Origin of the sequence: Kibdelosporangium philippinense (assembly GCF_021390435.2) — a bacterium.
In the GTDB taxonomy this organism is placed as follows: domain Bacteria; phylum Actinomycetota; class Actinomycetes; order Mycobacteriales; family Pseudonocardiaceae; genus Kibdelosporangium; species Kibdelosporangium philippinense.
Window position 1 is genome coordinate 1,282,850 of sequence record NZ_JAJVCN010000004.1, and the last position, 17,036, is coordinate 1,299,885.

At 65.9% G+C, this 17,036-nt stretch carries 19 protein-coding genes; 11 read left to right on the top strand and 8 right to left on the bottom strand.

Annotation, left to right across the window (positions count from 1 at the left end; all coding sequences use genetic code 11):
• Positions 1–93: 93 nt before the first annotated feature.
• From LWC34_RS48915 to LWC34_RS48945, 7 genes are all read right to left on the bottom strand, one after another.
• Positions 94–327: a hypothetical protein gene (locus tag LWC34_RS48915; RefSeq protein ID WP_233732819.1), complete on the bottom strand. Its 234-nt coding sequence runs from the start codon at positions 325–327 to the stop codon at positions 94–96.
• Positions 328–475: 148 nt separating this feature from the next.
• Positions 476–1,417 (bottom strand): acyl-CoA desaturase, encoded by a 942-nt coding sequence (locus LWC34_RS48920; protein WP_372496836.1) that lies wholly within the window; start codon positions 1,415–1,417, stop codon positions 476–478.
• A 37-nt stretch (positions 1,418–1,454) separates the two neighbouring features.
• Positions 1,455–2,390, bottom strand: coding sequence for a COX15/CtaA family protein (locus LWC34_RS48925; RefSeq protein WP_233732822.1), 936 nt, complete (start codon positions 2,388–2,390; stop codon positions 1,455–1,457).
• A gap of 38 nt (positions 2,391–2,428) precedes the next feature.
• Entirely contained in the window at positions 2,429–3,142 is a 714-nt protein-coding gene (locus tag LWC34_RS48930; RefSeq protein ID WP_233734140.1) for an ABC transporter permease, read from the bottom strand.
• Between the two features lie 86 nt (positions 3,143–3,228).
• Positions 3,229–4,164, bottom strand: a complete 936-nt coding sequence (locus LWC34_RS48935; protein ID WP_233732823.1) for an ABC transporter ATP-binding protein — start codon at positions 4,162–4,164, stop codon at positions 3,229–3,231.
• 11 nt (positions 4,165–4,175) lie between these two features.
• Positions 4,176–5,807 carry a polyprenol phosphomannose-dependent alpha 1,6 mannosyltransferase MptB gene (mptB, locus tag LWC34_RS48940; protein WP_233734142.1) on the bottom strand — a complete coding sequence of 544 codons (1,632 nt, stop codon included), beginning with the start codon at positions 5,805–5,807 and terminating at the stop codon, positions 4,176–4,178.
• Between the two features lie 32 nt (positions 5,808–5,839).
• Positions 5,840–6,298, bottom strand: coding sequence for an Lrp/AsnC family transcriptional regulator (locus LWC34_RS48945; RefSeq protein ID WP_233732824.1), 459 nt, complete (start codon positions 6,296–6,298; stop codon positions 5,840–5,842).
• Positions 6,299–6,380: 82 nt separating this feature from the next.
• Between LWC34_RS48945 and LWC34_RS48950 the strand changes: the two genes are divergently transcribed.
• Positions 6,381–7,496 carry a trans-sulfuration enzyme family protein gene (locus LWC34_RS48950; protein WP_233732825.1) on the top strand — a complete coding sequence of 372 codons (1,116 nt, stop codon included), beginning with the start codon at positions 6,381–6,383 and terminating at the stop codon, positions 7,494–7,496.
• 554 nt (positions 7,497–8,050) lie between these two features.
• On the opposite strand, the gene LWC34_RS48955 is transcribed toward LWC34_RS48950, so the two are convergent.
• Entirely contained in the window at positions 8,051–8,806 is a 756-nt protein-coding gene (locus LWC34_RS48955; protein ID WP_233732826.1) for a nucleoside phosphorylase, read from the bottom strand.
• Positions 8,807–8,933: 127 nt separating this feature from the next.
• Here LWC34_RS48955 and LWC34_RS48960 point away from each other — a divergent pair, with 127 nt between their 5' ends.
• The 10 genes from LWC34_RS48960 (at position 8,934) to LWC34_RS49005 (ending at position 16,822) form a co-directional block, all read left to right on the top strand.
• Positions 8,934–9,644 (top strand): helix-turn-helix transcriptional regulator, encoded by a 711-nt coding sequence (locus tag LWC34_RS48960; protein ID WP_233732827.1) that lies wholly within the window; start codon positions 8,934–8,936, stop codon positions 9,642–9,644.
• Between the two features lie 41 nt (positions 9,645–9,685).
• Positions 9,686–11,092, top strand: coding sequence for a Fe-S cluster assembly protein SufB (gene sufB / locus LWC34_RS48965; protein WP_443667763.1), 1,407 nt, complete (start codon positions 9,686–9,688; stop codon positions 11,090–11,092).
• Position 11,093: 1 nt separating this feature from the next.
• Positions 11,094–12,254 carry a Fe-S cluster assembly protein SufD gene (gene sufD, locus LWC34_RS48970; RefSeq protein WP_233732829.1) on the top strand — a complete coding sequence of 387 codons (1,161 nt, stop codon included), beginning with the start codon at positions 11,094–11,096 and terminating at the stop codon, positions 12,252–12,254.
• Positions 12,251–12,565 (top strand): non-heme iron oxygenase ferredoxin subunit, encoded by a 315-nt coding sequence (locus LWC34_RS48975; RefSeq protein ID WP_233732830.1) that lies wholly within the window; start codon positions 12,251–12,253, stop codon positions 12,563–12,565. Before sufD ends, LWC34_RS48975 begins: the two co-directional genes overlap by 4 nt.
• Positions 12,566–12,593: 28 nt before the next feature.
• Positions 12,594–13,367, top strand: a complete 774-nt coding sequence (gene sufC, locus LWC34_RS48980; RefSeq protein ID WP_233732833.1) for a Fe-S cluster assembly ATPase SufC — start codon at positions 12,594–12,596, stop codon at positions 13,365–13,367.
• Positions 13,364–14,671: a cysteine desulfurase gene (locus tag LWC34_RS48985; protein WP_233732835.1), complete on the top strand. Its 1,308-nt coding sequence runs from the start codon at positions 13,364–13,366 to the stop codon at positions 14,669–14,671. Before sufC ends, LWC34_RS48985 begins: the two co-directional genes overlap by 4 nt.
• A gap of 2 nt (positions 14,672–14,673) precedes the next feature.
• Entirely contained in the window at positions 14,674–15,117 is a 444-nt protein-coding gene (sufU, locus tag LWC34_RS48990) for a Fe-S cluster assembly sulfur transfer protein SufU (RefSeq protein ID WP_233732837.1), read from the top strand.
• Complete coding sequence (locus LWC34_RS48995) at positions 15,114–15,497, top strand: metal-sulfur cluster assembly factor (RefSeq protein ID WP_233732839.1); 384 nt, start codon at positions 15,114–15,116, stop codon at positions 15,495–15,497. The genes sufU and LWC34_RS48995 overlap by 4 nt, the downstream gene beginning before the upstream one ends.
• Before the next feature lie 13 nt (positions 15,498–15,510).
• Complete coding sequence (gene mug / locus LWC34_RS49000; protein WP_233734143.1) at positions 15,511–16,002, top strand: G/U mismatch-specific DNA glycosylase; 492 nt, start codon at positions 15,511–15,513, stop codon at positions 16,000–16,002.
• Between the two features lie 271 nt (positions 16,003–16,273).
• Positions 16,274–16,822 carry a GNAT family N-acetyltransferase gene (locus LWC34_RS49005; protein ID WP_233732841.1) on the top strand — a complete coding sequence of 183 codons (549 nt, stop codon included), beginning with the start codon at positions 16,274–16,276 and terminating at the stop codon, positions 16,820–16,822.
• Positions 16,823–17,036 lie beyond the last annotated feature (214 nt).

Consider the following 17,036-nt stretch of genomic DNA (forward strand, 5'->3'; position numbering starts at 1 on the left):
GTCTCCCATCGCCGAGAAGATCTTCAACGGACGACGCACGCTATCGCGAAAAAGGCGGATGAGAAGGTCCATCCCGGCCACATCGGACACAGATCAGATCAACGAGCGGCGGAGGACAAAAGCTTCAGAGTGGTTGGTTTTCTCGTCGTCCCTGGCGCCCGCTTTGACATCAGTGCGCACCACCAGCTCCTCCGAGTGGTTGGCTTTTTCGTCGTCTCGGGCGCCTGCCTTGACGTCGGTGCGCACCACGAGTTCCTCGGAGTGGTTGTCAGGCTCGTAGCCGCCAGCATTGATGTCTGTCCGCACAACCAACTCGTTCTCCTGCATGTCCTGCTCCTTTCGTCTGCCTGTAGAGACGTCAGGACACACGCGAACGTTTCCCCAAAAGGACATGGTCAGGAGAGCTTCCCGGCCACATGGGACAGACAAACCACGTGGCCGGGACACACGCCCCGGCCACTTAGGACACCAAAGATCAACCCGCCGATTCGGCGCTGACCCGCTTGCGGGCCAGGCGCTCCGCGGTCGGCCACCGCACGTCCCACGCCCAACCCAGCTTCTCGAAGATCCAGATCGTCCGCGCCGCGATATCAATCTGGCCGCGCAAAACCCCGTGCCGCGCGCACGTCGGGTCGGCGTGGTGGGAGTTGTGCCACGATTCGCCCATCGACAGGATCGCCAGCGGCCAGAAGTTCGCCGCGCGGTCCCGGCTGGCGAACGGCCGTGCGCCGACCATGTGGCAGATCGAGTTGATCGACCAGGTCACGTGGTGCAGGAACGCGATCCGGACAAGCCCCGCCCAGAAGAACCCGGTCAGCGCGCCCCACCACGACCAGCTGATCAGCCCGCCGAGCAGCGCGGGCAAAAGCAAACTTCCGATCGTCCACACGCCGAACAGCTTGTGGACGATCTGGACGTCTTTGTCACGCAACAAGTCCGGCGCGAACCGCTGGTAGTTGGTGACGTCGCGGGAGAACATCCAGCCCATGTGCGCGTGCCAGAAACCTTTCAGCAACGCGACCGGTGACGTGCCGAACAGCCATGGCGAGTGCGGGTCGCCCTCGCGGTCGGCGTACGCGTGATGTCTGCGGTGACTGGCGACCCAGAAGATGACCGACCCCTGCACCGCGAAGCTGCCCGCGATGCCGAGCACGATCCGCACGGCACGGTTGGCCTTGAACGCGCCGTGGGTGAAGTACCGGTGGTAGCCGACGGTCACGCCGAGTGTGGCGATCACGTACATGCTGGCGGCCAGTACGAGGTCGAGGACACTCAAACCCCAGCCCCACACCAAGGGCACAGCCGCGATCAGCGCCGCGAACGGCACCAACAGGAAGAGCTTCAAAATGAACTGCTGGGCGACTGTACGGCGTTCGCCGAGCAGTGGCGCCGCTCCTGATTCGGTCGTCGTCACAATTCAGACATTACGTGTCTGGAGTGACGCGAAGATAGTGTCAGAGCGACGCGCCGACGAAATGCTCATGCTCAGTCGCTTCCACAGTGGCCGGTCGTGCACGGCTCCACGCCCACAGCGCCGCCGTCGCGACCGTCACCAGCATGGCACCGAAAACGTGCAGGACGACCAGGATACTTGGCACGCCGGTGAAGTACTGCACGAAGCCGAGAGTGCCCTGCGCAAGCACCACGGCGAGCAGGAGGAAATACCGCTGCCAGATGTCCCGCGCTGACGGTCCACGCCAGAGCAAATAGCCGACGGCCAGCAGTAGCGCGAGGAACGTGTACATGAACGCGGCGTGTACATGGGCCAGCGTCGAGACAGGCAGCCCCAACCGCGCCACGTCCTTGTCACCCGCGTGTGGACCTGCGCCGGTGACCATCGTGCCCGCGATCAGCAACCCGACGAGCACAACCGTCTGAGCAACGAGCAAGCGCGGGACCCACGGATGCGTTTGCGGCCGCGCAGGCGCGTCACTTTCACGCAAGGACCGCACAAGCATCACGGCGAACCACGCCAGCACGGGCGAGACGACCATGTGAACGGCCACGGTCCACCACAACAGGCCGGTCCGCACGGTGATCCCACCGAGGACCGCCTGCACGAACACGCCGCCGAGCATCGCGGCCGACAGCCACAGCACGCGGCGCCGGTGCGGCCGCGACAGCCACGCGGCCAGGAAGCAGAAGCCGCCGATGATGCCAACGACGCCCGAAAGCATCCGGTTTCCGAACTCGATCCACTGGTGGAACATCGCCAGTTCGGGATGCTCGACCGGGACCATGCTGCCGGGCAGGCAGTTCGGCCATTCCGTGCAGCCGAGGCCCGAGCCGGTGACGCGCACGATCGAACCGGTGATCGCGATCGCGACATTGGCGATCACCGCGGCGATGGCGAAGCCGTACTGCCATTGGACGATCCGCTGCTTCAGCACACCGCCGATGGTATGCGTAGCGTGCCGAGTGATCGACTTCAGGTCAGGCGAGTTGTGCGCCCGGCCACCACAGCGGCGACGACACCCCACGCGACCAGCACGATCACCGGCTGCCACCCGGGGCCCCCGCTGCTGAGCGCCTGGTGGATGCCTTCGGTCAGCGCGCCGGACGGCAGCAGTTCGACGATCCCGGCGACACCGGAAGGCATCGACTCGGCCCGTACGATGATCCCGCCAGCCAGCAGCAGCACGAACCAGATGATGTTCGCCAGCGCGAGCACGAGCTCAGCCCGCAGGGTTCCGCCGAGCAACACACCGAGCGCGCCGAACGTCAACGCGCCGAGTACGGCGAGCACGACGCTCCACAGCACACCGCCGATCGAGGGCGACCAGCCGAGCAGAAGCGCGATCACGCCGAGCACGATCAGCTGGATCGCGACGACCGTGATCCCGGCGAGCACCCGTCCACCGACGAGCATCCAACGGGGGAGCGCGGTCGCGGCGAGCCGTTTGAGTACGCCATAGCGCCGGTCGAAACCGAGCGCGATCGCCTGCCCGGTGAACGCTGAGGACATCACGGCGAGCGCGAAGATCCGCGGCACGACCGCGTCAACGCGCGGCTCCGGCAACGAGATGATGTCGATCAAGGTGAGCCCGACCAGCAGCGCGATCGGGATCAGCAACGTGAGCAGGATCTGCTCACCGTTGCGCAGCGTCAGCTTGGTTTCCGTGCGTGCGTGCGCGAGCAGCATGCGCGGCTTGCTCCCAGCGCCGGGCTCGGGGCGGAACGTGCCAGCGGGGAACCGTGAGTTGACTCCGTTGGAAGCGGCTGTGGCCGTCAACGCAACTCCCGTCCGGTCAATTCGAGGAACACGTCCTCGAGACTGCGCCGGCCGACATGCAGTTCCTCGGCCAGCACTCCTTGTTGGGCACACCACGCCGTCACAGTCGAGACTACCTGCGGGTCGACGCGCCCGGTAACGATGTATGTACCCAAAGCAGCTTCGGCGACGTGACAGCCTTCGGGCAACGCGGCGGTCAGCAGCGAGGTGTCCAACCCGGGCCGCGCCTTGAAACGCAGTTGCTGGCAGTCGGGGTCCTCGGTGGTCAGCTGCGCCGGGCTGCCCTCGGCGACGACCCGGCCGTGATCAACGATCACCACATGGTCGGCGAGCGTCTCGGCCTCTTCCATCAGGTGCGTGGTCAGCAGCACGGTCACGCCGTCCGTGCGCAACGCCGTCACCAGGTCCCAGACCAGGCGGCGCGCCTGCGGGTCCATTCCGGACGTCGGCTCGTCGAGGAAAACCAGCTCGGGGCGGCCGACAAGGGCGCACGCCAGCGACAACCGCTGTTGCTGCCCGCCGGACAACCGCTTGTACGGGGTCCGCAACGCGTTGGTGAGGCCGAGGACGTCCAGCAGCCAGTCGGGGTCGAGCGGGTTCGCCGCGCACGACGCCACGAGCTTGAGCATCTCGCCCGCGCGCACGCCCGGGTACGCACCGCCGCCCTGCGGCATCACGCCGATGCGCGGGCGCAGCTTGTCGCTGTCGGCGTGGGGATCGAGGCCAAGCACGCGGACCCGGCCTGCGTCAGGGCGCAGGAACCCTTCGCACACCTCGACCGTCGTTGTTTTGCCCGCACCATTGGGCCCGAGCAACGCGAGGACGTTGCCCTGCGTAAGCCTGAGTTCGAGGCCGTCGACGGCGGTGGTCGAGCCGTAGCGCTTGACCAATCCCGACACCTCGACGGCAGGACGGGTTCCGGACGCGCTCACAACGTAAGAGCCTAGGGGGTGGCCGATGCGCTGTCTGTGTGCCCCTCGGCAGGAGCGACCCGGGTCACCTTGCGCGGCAGCAACGGCACCTTGCGGTTCAGCCAGAAAAGCAGCCCAGCCAACACGATGATCGCCGCGATGTACGCGAAAACCATGACGTACGTGCGGCCGGTGAACGTGCCGCCGGTGGTCGGCAGCAGCACCGACGCGATCGTGCATCCCATGGTGGCGAGGTTGCGGAACCGCTTGGTCCCGGCAAGCGACGCGGCCAGCGGGATCGCCGGGAACAGCAGGTACCAGGGCTGCATCGCCGGGTGCAGGATCAGGAACGCGGCCAGCGAGACGCCGAGGCCGGTCATCACGCTGCGCCTGCCATTGAGACAGTCCCACATCATCTTGACCGTGATGACGGCTGCGGTGGCGTAGCCGAGCAGCGTGAAGATCTCCAGCACGGCGGTGGTGTGGTTGCCGAGGCCCAGCGTGATGCCCAGGACGCCGCCCAGGTTGCCCAGTTCGGAGACCGGCGACATCCAGCTGCGGACAAGGCTTGGCGTGTCCAGCGCGCCGACCCAACCGAACCCGAGCCCTGTGCCAAGGCATGCGGCGGTCATCGTGACGGCCGCCGTAAACACGAAAAGCCCACCGACCGCGAACAACCGCGGAACGCCACCGCCCCATCTGCGGGTGACCTGCACGCCAACGAACGCGGCGGCCACGAGCGCGGGAAGTTTGACGGCCGCGCCCAGCGTGATGACCGCGACGCCGAGCAGGACGAACGTCCATTCCCTGCGCAGCGACGCGATCGGCGGATCACCGGGCCTTGGCAGGTAGCGGAAGGCGATCTCGGCGCCCGCCATCATCAGGCCGATCGCCAGCGCCTCGTTGTGCACGCCGCCGACCAGGTGGAACAGCACAAGCGGGTTGGCCGCGCCGAACCACAGTGCGGTGACGGGTTGTACGCCGAACCGTCGCGCCAACCGCGGCAGCGCCCAGACGAACAGCGCGATACCGACGATCGCGAGCAGGCGCTGGGTGAGCACGCCGGTGACCACGTGGTTGCCGGTCACGGAGTTGAGCAGGTGACCGAGGAACAGGAACAGCGGACCGTAGGGTGCGGGCGTGTCACGCCACATGTTCGACACGCCACGGGTCAGCGGGTGATCTTGGCCAAGCGCTTGGCCGGGACCCAGTTCGTACGGGTCGAGGCCAAGCGACACGATCGAGCTCTGCGCCAGGTAGCTGTAGACGTCCTTGGAGAACAGCGGCATGGCGAAGACGAGGGGAACGCCCCACATCATCAGCGTGCGGTTGAGCTGTGCCCGGCTGATCAGCCTGCCGCGGCCCGGTTTCGCGAACTTCCCGAGCAGCAGCCACGACGAGATGATCATGCCCATGCCCAGCGTGCCGACCCCGAGGGAGACAGCGGGGATCCGGGCGAAAAGGCCGAGAACGGGCACACTCGGCAGCGGGTTGAAGATCGGCAGCGCGCCCGCCCCGAGTGAGCCGAAGACCAGCAGCAGCGACCCGATGGTGCCGAACCGGCGGATCAGATCCAGCTCGCGGCAGTCTTTGTCGTCCAACGGTGGCGGCTTCGCCACGACAGCCGGGACCGCCACATCGACCGGCGCAGGCTCGCTCACCACCACGCCGGAAGCGTATCGGCAGCTTGGACGGCCTAACCCAGCAGCCGGGTGAGGGCCTCGGCGCCGGAACCGGCGAGTTCCCGCAACAACAGCCGCGTATTGGTCTCGACGACGCCGTAACTGCCGGGTAGCGCCATCACCACCTCGTCGAGTTCGGCGACGTCGCGGCAGGCGACCGTGAGCGTGTAGTCCCAGCGTCCGGTCACGTGCGCCCCGCTGAGCACGGCAGGCAGCGTGAGCAGCGCGGCTTCCAACTCGGCGTGATCAGGTCCTGGACGTAGACGGACGTCGATGAACGCTTTCAGCGGACGACCAAGCGCGGCCATGTCGACCTCGGCCCGGAAGCCGCTGATGATGCCGGACTCCTGCAGTTTCCGGACGCGCTCGGCGGTGGCGGTCGGGCTGAGCCGGACGCGTTCGGCCAGATCACGGAAGCTGACCCGGCCATCCCGGATAAGCTCGCTGAGGATAACTTTGTCGATCGCATCCATCACTGGATTATCTGTGGCTCTTCAGCGTTTTCGCCACATGAATCGAAGCCACCTGAACCCCGGTGAGTCGTATGGTCAGCGCATGAATCGTCCAGCGAAATCAGTGGGCTACGTCGCGCGAACCCGGCCGGTCGTGCCGCCGATCTACCAGTCGGCCACGTTCTATCTAGACGACATCGCCTACAAGGACATCCAAGGCAACGGTGGCCTGAGCGAGCACTGGTACAGCCGGTTCGCCAACCCAACGGTCGACGCGGCGGCCGCGGAGATCGGCGAGTTGGAGGGTGCCGAAGCCGCGTTGATGACCGCGTCGGGGATGGCCGCGATCGCGACAACACTGCTGACGCTGTTGCAGAGCGGCAGACGGATCGTTTCCGCGCGTCAGGTGTATGGCGACACTCGGGATTTGTTGCTTCGCGACCTTCCTGCGCTTGGGTTTGACGTGACCATGGTCGACGCGGCCGATCTCGACGAATGGCGGTCCGCGATCGCTTTGGGCCCGACGGCGATTGTCTATGCGGAGACCCTGTCGAACCCGCAGCTTGAGCTCACAGACCTGGCCGCGGTGGCCTCCCTGGCCCACGAGGCCGGAGCCAAGATGGTCGTGGACAGCACTTTCGCCACTCCGTACACGGTCAAGCCGTTGAGCCTCGGCGCTGATGTCGTCGTGCACTCGGCAACGAAGTTCCTCAGTGGACACTCGGACGTGATCGCGGGCGCGGTTGTGGCCGACCGTGACACGGTGACCTCGATCCAGCGTCGGGTGATCACGTTCGGCGGTTGCTTGGACGCCCATGCCGCTTTTCTCGTTTGGCGCGGCTTGCAGACGTTCGACGTCCGGATGGAGCGCGCGCAGGCGACCGCGCGGGCGCTGTCTGATCGTCTTCGGGCCAACCCCGAGGTGGCTTCGGTGCGCTATCCGGGCAATGGCGCGATGGTCGCTTTCACCGTCCACGGCGGCAACGATCGGGCGCTCGCGGTTATGCGTCACCTGACGGTCGCTTCCGAGGCAACGAGCCTCGGGGGAGTGGAGACGTTGGTAAGCACGCCGTTCAACTCCTCGCATTTCTCGCTGAGCGCCGAGGAACTGGCCGCCGCCCGCATCGACGCCGGGATGCTGAGGTTCTCCTGCGGCATCGAGAACGCCGAAGCGCTGATCGCCGACGTCGAGCAGGCACTGATGGCAACGAACCCCTGACGGATGGCAAATATCGGATACGAAACCTGATGCTGCGCGGCGTTGTGGTTCAGCCGCGGCGGGCATCGACGGCAGGCTTACCGGTTCGCCACCCTATTTCGGATATGAAACCTGGGATTCCGCCGGTGTTGTCGCCGACTGGCGTAGGCGCCTTGTCCTCGCCGCCCGACTGGCTGCTGCGCCGTGAAGCGAGCCTACATCGGATACGAAACCCGATAGACGAGATCCGAGACCCGATGTAGGACAAGCGAGACCCGATGTAGGAAATACGACACCCGATATAGACCTGCGTACCCGGCCGCCCGGCCAGTGGCTCTACACACAACGTTGACCGTGGAATCGACAGGCAACCAATGCCAGGAACGTGACCGAGACCCTCGCACGGGCGGCCAGTCCCAGCACCGACCAACCGGCGCAATCCCACAATATTCCCAGGTCAACGCCACGTGCCCGCCTCCAGGTCCGGCCACGTCCCGAGTGTTAACTTCCTGGCGCTGGCGTTCAACGCCCTACCGACGCCCTGAATTACCCGCCCAACGTGGTGAGGCGAGCCTCTAGATCCGGCCGCTGGCTTCGATGGCAAGCGGCAGCAGCCGCGCACGGGCATCGCTGGCCGTCCAGTTGCGCATGTCCCACGTCTTGCCGCTCAAATCATCGCCCGCATACAGCAGAAAACCCACCTTCACCCCGCGAAACCGTCCGGCTGCAAGCAAAGCCGAAGCCTCCATCTCGACAACCAGACATCCCTGATCCCGCCGCGCGGCCACCTTCGAAGGCGTCTCCCGGAAAGGCGCATCCGTCGTCCAAGTCAGCCCCGTGGCATGCGGAACCGACTGCTCTTCAAGCAACCCGGTCAACGCGCCCACAACCTCCGGATCAACATCAACCCGAGAACCAGCTGGCGCGTAATGAAAAGACGTCCCCTCATCCCTGATCGAACCGGTCGCCACGATCACATGCCCCAAAGCAAGCGGCACAAGCGCCCCGGTACCCCCGCAGACAACAACGCTCCGAACCCCAGCCGCGACAACACGTTCCAAGTGGTGAACCGCGGTCGGCGCGCCAACGGTCGGGTGAAACACGGCCACAGACTCACCACGAGAATCCTCGGTGACGTAAATGCCGTGCCCACCCATCTCGACGGAGAACCGGCCAGCCAACCGAGCCGCGCCACGGTCAACCAGCGCCGCGATCTGCTCGTGAAAGAAGCACATGACGGCCCGTGAAGGCCATGGCTCGGACAACCGAGGTGCACTTGGCGAGTACATGCCCGCACCGGTCGCGTCGAACTGCAGCAGGGGAAGATCCATACCGCGAACTCTGCCAAAGCGGGCATAGACCCGGTTGACGTGCCGTTACACGGAACGGTCGGACATGACGTGGGTCACCCCCGGCCCTCATTGAGCTGGTCCGAGGCAATTAGGTAACATCTATGTTGTGAAAAACACCGGACCTGCTCAGCAGCCGGCGGACGGCAGCACAAGGCTCGCCGTCGCCCGGTTGCTGCTTGAGCAAGGGCCGGTGAGCGCGGTATCGATCGCGGAGCAACTCGAGTTGAGCGGCCCGGCGGTGCGGCGGCACCTGGACGCGTTGCTGGCAGATGGCCAAGCCTGCACGAGGGACGCCCCGCAGTTCAAAACGCGCGGGCGTGGCCGTCCAGCCAAGTTGTTCCTGCTCACGGAGGCAGGGCGGGCCCGGTTCGGGCACGCGTACGACGACCTGGCGGTTGCCGCGATCCGGTTCCTCGCCGAGAGCGGCGGGCAGGACGCCGTGAAGGCGTTCTGGGAACGACGGGTCAAGACGCTCGTCGATCCACACCGGACTTCCGTGACCTCGGCGGATACCCCGCAGGAGAAAGCGGAGGCCCTCGCCGCCGCGCTGACCCGCGAGGGTTACGCTGCCTCGACTCGCAAGGTCGGGGCGGGAGAACAGCTGTGCCAGCACCACTGCCCGGTGGCGCATGTCGCGGCCGAGTTCCCCCAGCTGTGCGAGGTCGAGACGGCGGCATTCGCCGACCTGCTCGGCACCCATGTGCAGCGGCTGGCAACCATCGCACGTGGCGACGCCGCGTGTACCACGCACATACCGGTGGAGCCTTATTCCACCTCCTTAGGCCCACCGACTCCGGATGGAGGGAATCCCGCATGACTGCCGCTGCTGAGCAGCGCACACCCACCACAAGCGTGCCGATGACCCAGGACGAGACTCTGGCGACCCTTGGTCGTTACGAGTACGGCTGGGCCGACAACGATGTGGCTGGGTCCAGCGCTCGCCGTGGCCTGAACGAGGACGTCGTTCGGGACATCTCCGCAAAGAAGAGCGAGCCGGAGTGGATGCTGGAGAGCCGCCTGAAGGGGCTGCAGCTCTTCGACCGCAAGCCGATGCCCAACTGGGGCGCGGACTTGTCCGGTATCAACTTCGACTCGATCAAGTACTTCGTGCGCTCGACCGAGAAGCAGGCCCAGAGCTGGGAGGACCTGCCCGAGGACATCAAGAACACGTACGACAAGCTGGGCATCCCCGAGGCTGAGAAGCAGCGCCTCGTCGCAGGTGTCGCGGCGCAGTACGAGTCCGAGGTCGTCTACCACCAGATCCGTGAGGACCTGGAGGAAAAGGGCGTCATCTTCCTCGACACTGACACCGCGCTCAAGGAACACCCGGAGCTGTTCAAGGAGTACTACGGCTCGGTCATTCCGCACGGTGACAACAAGTTCTCCGCGCTCAACGGCGCGGTCTGGTCCGGCGGTTCGTTCATCTACGTGCCGAAGGGTGTGCACGTCGACATCCCGCTGCAGGCCTATTTCCGGATCAACACCGAGAACATGGGCCAGTTCGAGCGGACGCTGATCATCGTCGACGAGGACGCCTACGTGCACTACGTCGAGGGCTGCACGGCGCCGATCTACTCGAGCGACTCGCTGCACTCCGCGGTCGTCGAGATCATCGTCAAGAAGGGCGGCCGCTGCCGCTACACGACCATCCAGAACTGGTCGAACAACGTCTACAACCTGGTCACCAAGCGCGCGAAGGCCGAAGAGGGCGCGACCATGGAGTGGATCGACGGCAACATCGGCTCCAAGGTCACCATGAAGTACCCGTCGGTGTTCCTGATGGGCGAGCACGCCAAGGGCGAGGTCCTCTCGATCGCGTTCGCGGGCGAGGGCCAGCACCAGGACGCTGGCGCCAAGATGGTGCACATGGCGCCGCACACCTCCTCGACCATCGTGTCGAAGTCGGTTGCCCGAGGCGGTGGCCGCACGTCGTACCGCGGCCTTGTCCAGGTCAACAAGCGGGCGCACCACTCGAAGTCCACTGTGAAGTGTGACGCGCTGCTGGTCGACCAGATCTCGCGCAGCGACACTTACCCCTATGTGGACATCCGCGAGGACGACGTCCAAATGGGACACGAGGCGACCGTGTCGAAGGTCAGCGAGGACCAGCTGTTCTACCTGATGTCGCGCGGCCTGACCGAGGACGAGGCGATGGCGATGGTGGTTCGCGGTTTCGTCGAGCCCATCGCGCGTGAGCTGCCAATGGAGTACGCGCTCGAGCTGAACCGCCTGATCGAGCTGCAGATGGAAGGGGCCGTCGGCTGACATGGCGGAGCTAGTGAAGGAACACTCGCATGGTGCGGGTGTTGTGGTCCCAGCTGCCTCGCGCGCGGCGCAGTTCGCGTCGTTCGATGTGGACGCGTTCGAGGTGCCCGGTGGTCGCGAGGAGATCTGGCGCTTCACGCCGTTGAAGCGCTTGCGCAACCTCCACAGTGGAGCGGTCGCCGACGGCACCGCGACGGTGTCGGTCGACGCGCCCGCCGAAGTGAAGATCGAGACCGTCCAGCGTGGCGACTCCCGGCTCGGCACGGCTGGCACGCCGGACGACCGGATCGCCGCGCAGGCCTGGTCGTCCTTTGTGGACGCCACGGTCGTCACGGTGCCGAAGGAAGCTCGTCCGTCCACAATCACCATCACGGTGGACGGTCCTGGTGAGGGCAAGCTGGCCTACGGGCACCTGCAGGTTCGCGCCGAGCAGTTCGCCGAGGCCGTCGTGGTCGTCGACCACCGCGGTTCCGGGACGTACGCGGACAACGTGGAGTTCGTCGTCGGCGACGGCGCCCGGCTCACCGTTGTGTCCGTTCAGGACTGGGCCGATGACGCGGTGCACGTGTCGTCGCACCACAACAAGCTGGGCCGTGACTCGACGCTGCGGCACACGACGATCACCCTCGGCGGCGACGTCGTGCGGCTTTCGCCGACCGTGACGTACACCGAGCGCGGCGGCGACGCCGAGATGCTCGGCCTGTACTTCGCGGACGCCGGTCAGCACTTCGAGAACCGGACCTTTGTGGACCACGCGGTGCCGAACTGCAAGTCCAATGTGGTCTACAAGGGCGCGTTGCAGGGCGAGGGCGCCCACACGGTGTGGATCGGTGACGTGCTCATCCGCGCGGCGGCCGAGGGCACCGAGACCTTCGAGCTGAACCGCAACCTGGTGCTCACCGACGGCGCGCGCGCCGACTCGGTGCCCAACCTCGAAATCGAGACCGGCGAGATCGCCGGCGCGGGCCACGCCAGCGCCACCGGCCGGTTCGACGACGAGCAGCTGTTCTACCTGCAGGCCAGGGGAATCCCCGAGGAGCAGGCCCGCCGTCTCGTCGTGCGGGGCTTCTTCCACGAGATCCTGGTCAAGATCGGCGTGCCGGAGCTGCGTGAGCGGCTGGAAGCGGCGATCGAGGCCGAGCTCGAGGCGGTCGGCGCATGATCCGGGCGTGTGCACTGTCTGATTTGGACGACAAGAAGCCGCTTGCCGTCGAGATCGGCGACGTCGCTGTCGTGCTGGTGCGCGAGGGCGACGAGGTGCACGCCCTGCGAGACGAGTGCTCGCACGCTTCGCTGTCGTTGTCCGAGGGCGAGGTCACCCACAAGGGAATCGAGTGCTGGCTGCACGGTTCGTGTTTCGACCTGCGCACCGGGCAGCCGTCCTCCCCGCCAGCCAGCGAACCCGTGGACGTCTACGCGGTTCGCATCGACGGCGACGACGTCTACGTCGACCCCACCACCACCCTGAACTGACTGGTAAAAACGGAGAATTCGAGTAGTTATGGCCACCCTGGAGATCAAGGACCTGCACGTCTCGGTCACCGCCGACGAGGTCGAGAAAGAGATCCTGTCCGGCGTCAACCTGACGATCAACGCAGGCGAGACCCACGCGATCATGGGCCCCAACGGGTCCGGCAAGTCCACTTTGTCCTACGCGATCGCCGGGCACCCCAAGTACACCGTCACCTCTGGCCAGATCCTGCTTGACGGCGAGGACGTGCTGGAGATGAGCGTGGACGAGCGCGCCCGCGCCGGCCTGTTCCTCGCGATGCAGTACCCGGTCGAGGTCCCTGGCGTGTCGATGTCGAACTTCCTGCGCACCGCCGCGACCGCCGTGCGCGGCGAGGCACCGAAGCTGCGTACCTGGGTCAAGGAAGTCAAGACCGCGATGTCCGATTTGGACATCGACCCGGCCTTCGCCGAGCGCAGCGTGAACGAGGGCTTCTCCGGCGGTGAGAAGAAGCGGCACGAGATCCTGCAGCTCGGTCTGCTGCAGCCGAAGATCGCGATTCTCGACGAGACCGACTCCGGCCTGGACGTCGACGCGCTGCGCGTCGTGTCCGAGGGCGTGAACCGCTACCGCGCGTCCGGCGAGGTCGGCGTCATGCTGATCACGCACTACACGCGGATCCTGAACTACATCAAGCCGGACTTCGTGCACGTCTTCGCGGGCGGCAAGATCGTCGAGTCGGGTGGCCCCGAGCTCGCCGACCAGCTGGAGAGCGAAGGTTACGTGCGGTTCACCGGCAAGCGCGAGGAAGCCGCCGCACAGTGACAAGCCGACCCCCTACGGGGGCTCCCACCCCCACCGGGAACGAAAACCTTGATGTAGCCGCCATCCGCAAGGATTTCCCGATCCTGCAGCGGACGGTGCGTGACGGGAAACCGTTGCACTACATCGACTCGGGCGCGACTTCGCAGCGGCCGCGTCAGGTTCTCGACGCCGAACGCGAGTTCCTCGAGACCTCGAACGCGGCCGTGCACCGGGGTGCGCACCAGCTGGCCGAAGAGGCGACCGACGCCTACGAAGGCGCCCGGCAGAAGATCGCCGACTTCGTGGGTGCGAACGCGGACGAGCTGGTGTTCGTCAAGAACGCCACCGAGGGCATCAACCTCGTGGCGTACGCGATGAGCAACGCCTCGGTCGCCGGTCCGGAAGCCGCGCGGTTCCTGCTTGGCCCGGACGACGAGATCGTCATCACCGAGATGGAGCACCACGCCAACCTCGTGCCGTGGCAGCAGCTGGCGCTGCGCACCGGCGCGACGCTGAAGTGGTTCGGTGTCACCGACGACGGACGCCTCGATCTGTCCAATATCGACGAACTGGTCACGTCGAAGACCAAGATCGTCGCCTTTACGCACCAGTCCAATGTACTCGGTACGGTCAACCCGGTCGCCGAACTCGTTGCCAAGGCGCAGGAAGTCGGCGCGCTGACGGTTCTGGACGCGTGCCAGTCCGTGCCGCACCAGAAGGTCGATTTCCATGGCCTCGGGGTGGACTTCGCGGTCTTCAGTGGACACAAGATGCTCGGCCCGTCCGGTGTCGGTGTCCTGTATGGACGGCGGGCGCTGCTCGAGGCGATGCCGCCGTTCCTGACTGGTGGCTCGATGATCGAAATGGTCCAGATGGCCAAATCGACCTTCGCGCCGCCGCCGCAGCGGTTCGAGGCTGGCGTGCCGATGACCTCCCAAGCGGTTGGTTTGGGCGCGGCCGTCGACTACCTCTCGGTGGTCGGCATGGACCGGATCAACGCGCACGAGCACCTGCTCACCGAGGCCGCGATCAAGGGCCTGCAGGAGATCCCGGGTGTCCGGATCGTCGGGCCGACCGACATGAAGGACCGTGGCGGTGCGGTGTCGTTCGTGATCGACGGCGTGCACCCGCACGACGCGGGCCAGGTCCTCGACGACCTCGGCGTCGCCGTTCGCGTCGGGCACCACTGCGCGTGGCCGTTGCATCGGCGGCTGGGAATTCCGGCGAGCATCCGGGCGTCGTTCTACCTGTACAACGACCTCGACGACGTCACCGCGCTGTTGGACGGGGTCCGCGAGACCAAGCGGTTCTTCGGGGTGAGCTGACAATGCAGATGGAGCAGCTGTACCAGGAAATCATCCTGGACCACTACAAGAACCCGCACGGGCGTGGCCTGCGGGACCCGTTCGACGCGGAGTCCTTCCAGGTCAACCCGACGTGCGGGGACGAGGTCACGCTGCGGGTCAAGCTCGACGGCGAGACCGTGACGGACGTGTCGTACGAGGGCCAGGGCTGTTCGATCAGCCAGGCGTCGACATCTGTTCTGACGGACCTCGTCGTGGGGCGTAGCGTGGGTGAGGCGTTCAAGACGCTGGATGCGTTCACGGAGCTGATGCAGGGCAAGGGCAAGATCGAACCGGACGAGGACGTGCTTGAGGACGGCGTCGCGTTCGCGGGCGTGGCCAAGTACCCGGCGCGCGTGAAGTGCGCGCTGCTGGGCTGGATGGCTTTCAAGGACGCGGTCGTACGAGCGGAAGGGAACGCCGCATGACTGAAGATGTGGTGCGCGGCGCTTCGGGGATGCCCGAGGTGGCGCCGAAGGCAGACGTCGCCGCGATCGACGACGTCGAAGAGGCTATGCGGGACGTGGTCGACCCCGAGCTGGGTATCAACGTGGTCGACCTCGGCCTGGTCTACGACATCAAGGTCGAGGACGACAACACCGCGACCATCGACATGACGCTGACGTCGGCGGCGTGCCCGTTGACCGACGTGATCGAGGACCAGACGCGGACCGCGCTGACCAGCGGGCCGGGCGGCGGGATCGTGCAGGATTTCCGGATCAACTGGGTCTGGATGCCGCCGTGGGGCCCCGAGAAGATCACCGAGGACGGCCGCGAGCAGCTGCGGGCGCTTGGCTTCACGGTGTGATCGAACGAGGGTGATCATTCCGGACATCGTCGCCCCGGGTCTTTCCGTGTTGTTCTGCGGAATCAACCCGGGGCTTCTGTCTGCTCAGCGCAAGCAGCACTTCGCGCGGCCTGGTAACAGGTTCTGGCCCGCGCTGCATCTGTCGGGCTTCACGCCGCGCCAATTGCACCCGTCCGAGCAGCATGAGTTACTGACCTACGGCCTCGGCATCACCAACATGGTCGCCAGAGCGACAGCGACAGCGGCCGAGTTGTCCAAACAGGAATTCGTCCAAGGGGCCGGAATCCTGACCGCGCTGGCGGAGAAATACCTCCCGCAAACGGTTGCCATCGTGGGAATCGGCGCTTATCGGATGGGCTTCGGCCGTCCAAAGGCGACGATCGGCCCGCAACCGGAGATGCTCGGCCCGTCGCGCGTCTGGGTCCTGCCCAACCCGTCCGGCTTGAACGCGCACTACCAGCTTCCGGCGTTGGCGGAAGAGTTTCGACGGCTGCGCGAAAGTTAGTTCTTGTCCGGGCAGTCGGTCTCGACCCAGCTCGCCACCAGATCCCGGCTCGTGGTCGTCAGCGAACCGCTCCGGAGCGCGACCTCGTGGCTGCACCCGTTCGTGGTCGATCGGTCGCGAACGCTCGCGCGTCATCGGGCAGCGCGTCGGCGAACGAAGGCAGCTGATTCAGATATCCAATAGGATCGAGGATGTCTGATATCTGCACATGTTTCATGCGTCCGGGATCGTGGCACGGCCGAGCGAGGCAGACAACGAGATAATCGATGGCGTGGGTACCGAGATGCCGCCCTGGCCGACGGTGGCGCCGTCATACGGCGCGGTAGTGCTCCGGAAGTACGCCGACTCCGATGTGGACCTGGCATACGAACTGGGGGAGGACCCATACATCCCCTTGATCGGCACGTTGGTTGCCCACCCGACCGAGGAACAAGGCCTGACCTGGATCCGCGACCAACGCCAGCGCCTCGCCCAGGGAAAGGGATTCTCGTTCGCAGTGGCCGACGCACAAACCGGCCGAGCGTTAGGCGCAGCGGGTCTATGGCTGCACGACCTCGCTGTCGGGCGCGCGACCGTGGGGTACGCGGTATCGCCGAAACACCGCGGCAAGGGCGTGGCCAGTCAGGCACTGCGGGCCCTGGTCGCGTTCGCGTGGGCCATTCCACGGCTGGACCGGATCGAGGCGTACATTGAGCCGTGGAACCGGGGTTCGGTGCGTGTCGCGGAGTCGGCCGGGTTCCGGTTGGAGCGGCTGATGCCAGAGTCGCGCGAGGTCGATGGCGTGCTGACCGACATGTTGCTCTACTCGCTCAAACGATGATTCCCGCGCTGTCATTCGCTCTTGCACTCCGGTTTGGACACGGTAGTACTCGCCGAACGCGAGCCAGTGAGGCGCGGGCGCTGCCCGCAAATGCGGGCCAACAGAGGCCGTACTAACGCCGCCCGCTGGCCCGTTGAAGCACTCCCCAAATCGTCGCCGACCGCCCAGCCATCCGCGGCACTCAAGTCCGCGCAATCGTCAGCAAAGAAACGTC

Coding starts and splice junctions, on each gene's coding strand:
- LWC34_RS48915 (WP_233732819.1), bottom strand. CDS start 327: ATGCAGGAGAACGAGTTGGTTGTGCGGACAGACATCAATGCTGGCGGC.
- LWC34_RS48930 (WP_233734140.1), bottom strand. CDS start 3,142: ATGCTGCTCGCGCACGCACGCACGGAAACCAAGCTGACGCTGCGCAAC.
- LWC34_RS48945 (WP_233732824.1), bottom strand. CDS start 6,298: ATGGATGCGATCGACAAAGTTATCCTCAGCGAGCTTATCCGGGATGGC.
- LWC34_RS48950 (WP_233732825.1), top strand. CDS start 6,381: ATGAATCGTCCAGCGAAATCAGTGGGCTACGTCGCGCGAACCCGGCCG.
- LWC34_RS48955 (WP_233732826.1), bottom strand. CDS start 8,806: ATGGATCTTCCCCTGCTGCAGTTCGACGCGACCGGTGCGGGCATGTAC.
- sufB (WP_443667763.1), top strand. CDS start 9,686: ATGACCCAGGACGAGACTCTGGCGACCCTTGGTCGTTACGAGTACGGC.
- sufD (WP_233732829.1), top strand. CDS start 11,094: ATGGCGGAGCTAGTGAAGGAACACTCGCATGGTGCGGGTGTTGTGGTC.
- LWC34_RS48975 (WP_233732830.1), top strand. CDS start 12,251: ATGATCCGGGCGTGTGCACTGTCTGATTTGGACGACAAGAAGCCGCTT.
- sufC (WP_233732833.1), top strand. CDS start 12,594: ATGGCCACCCTGGAGATCAAGGACCTGCACGTCTCGGTCACCGCCGAC.
- sufU (WP_233732837.1), top strand. CDS start 14,674: ATGCAGATGGAGCAGCTGTACCAGGAAATCATCCTGGACCACTACAAG.
- LWC34_RS48995 (WP_233732839.1), top strand. CDS start 15,114: ATGACTGAAGATGTGGTGCGCGGCGCTTCGGGGATGCCCGAGGTGGCG.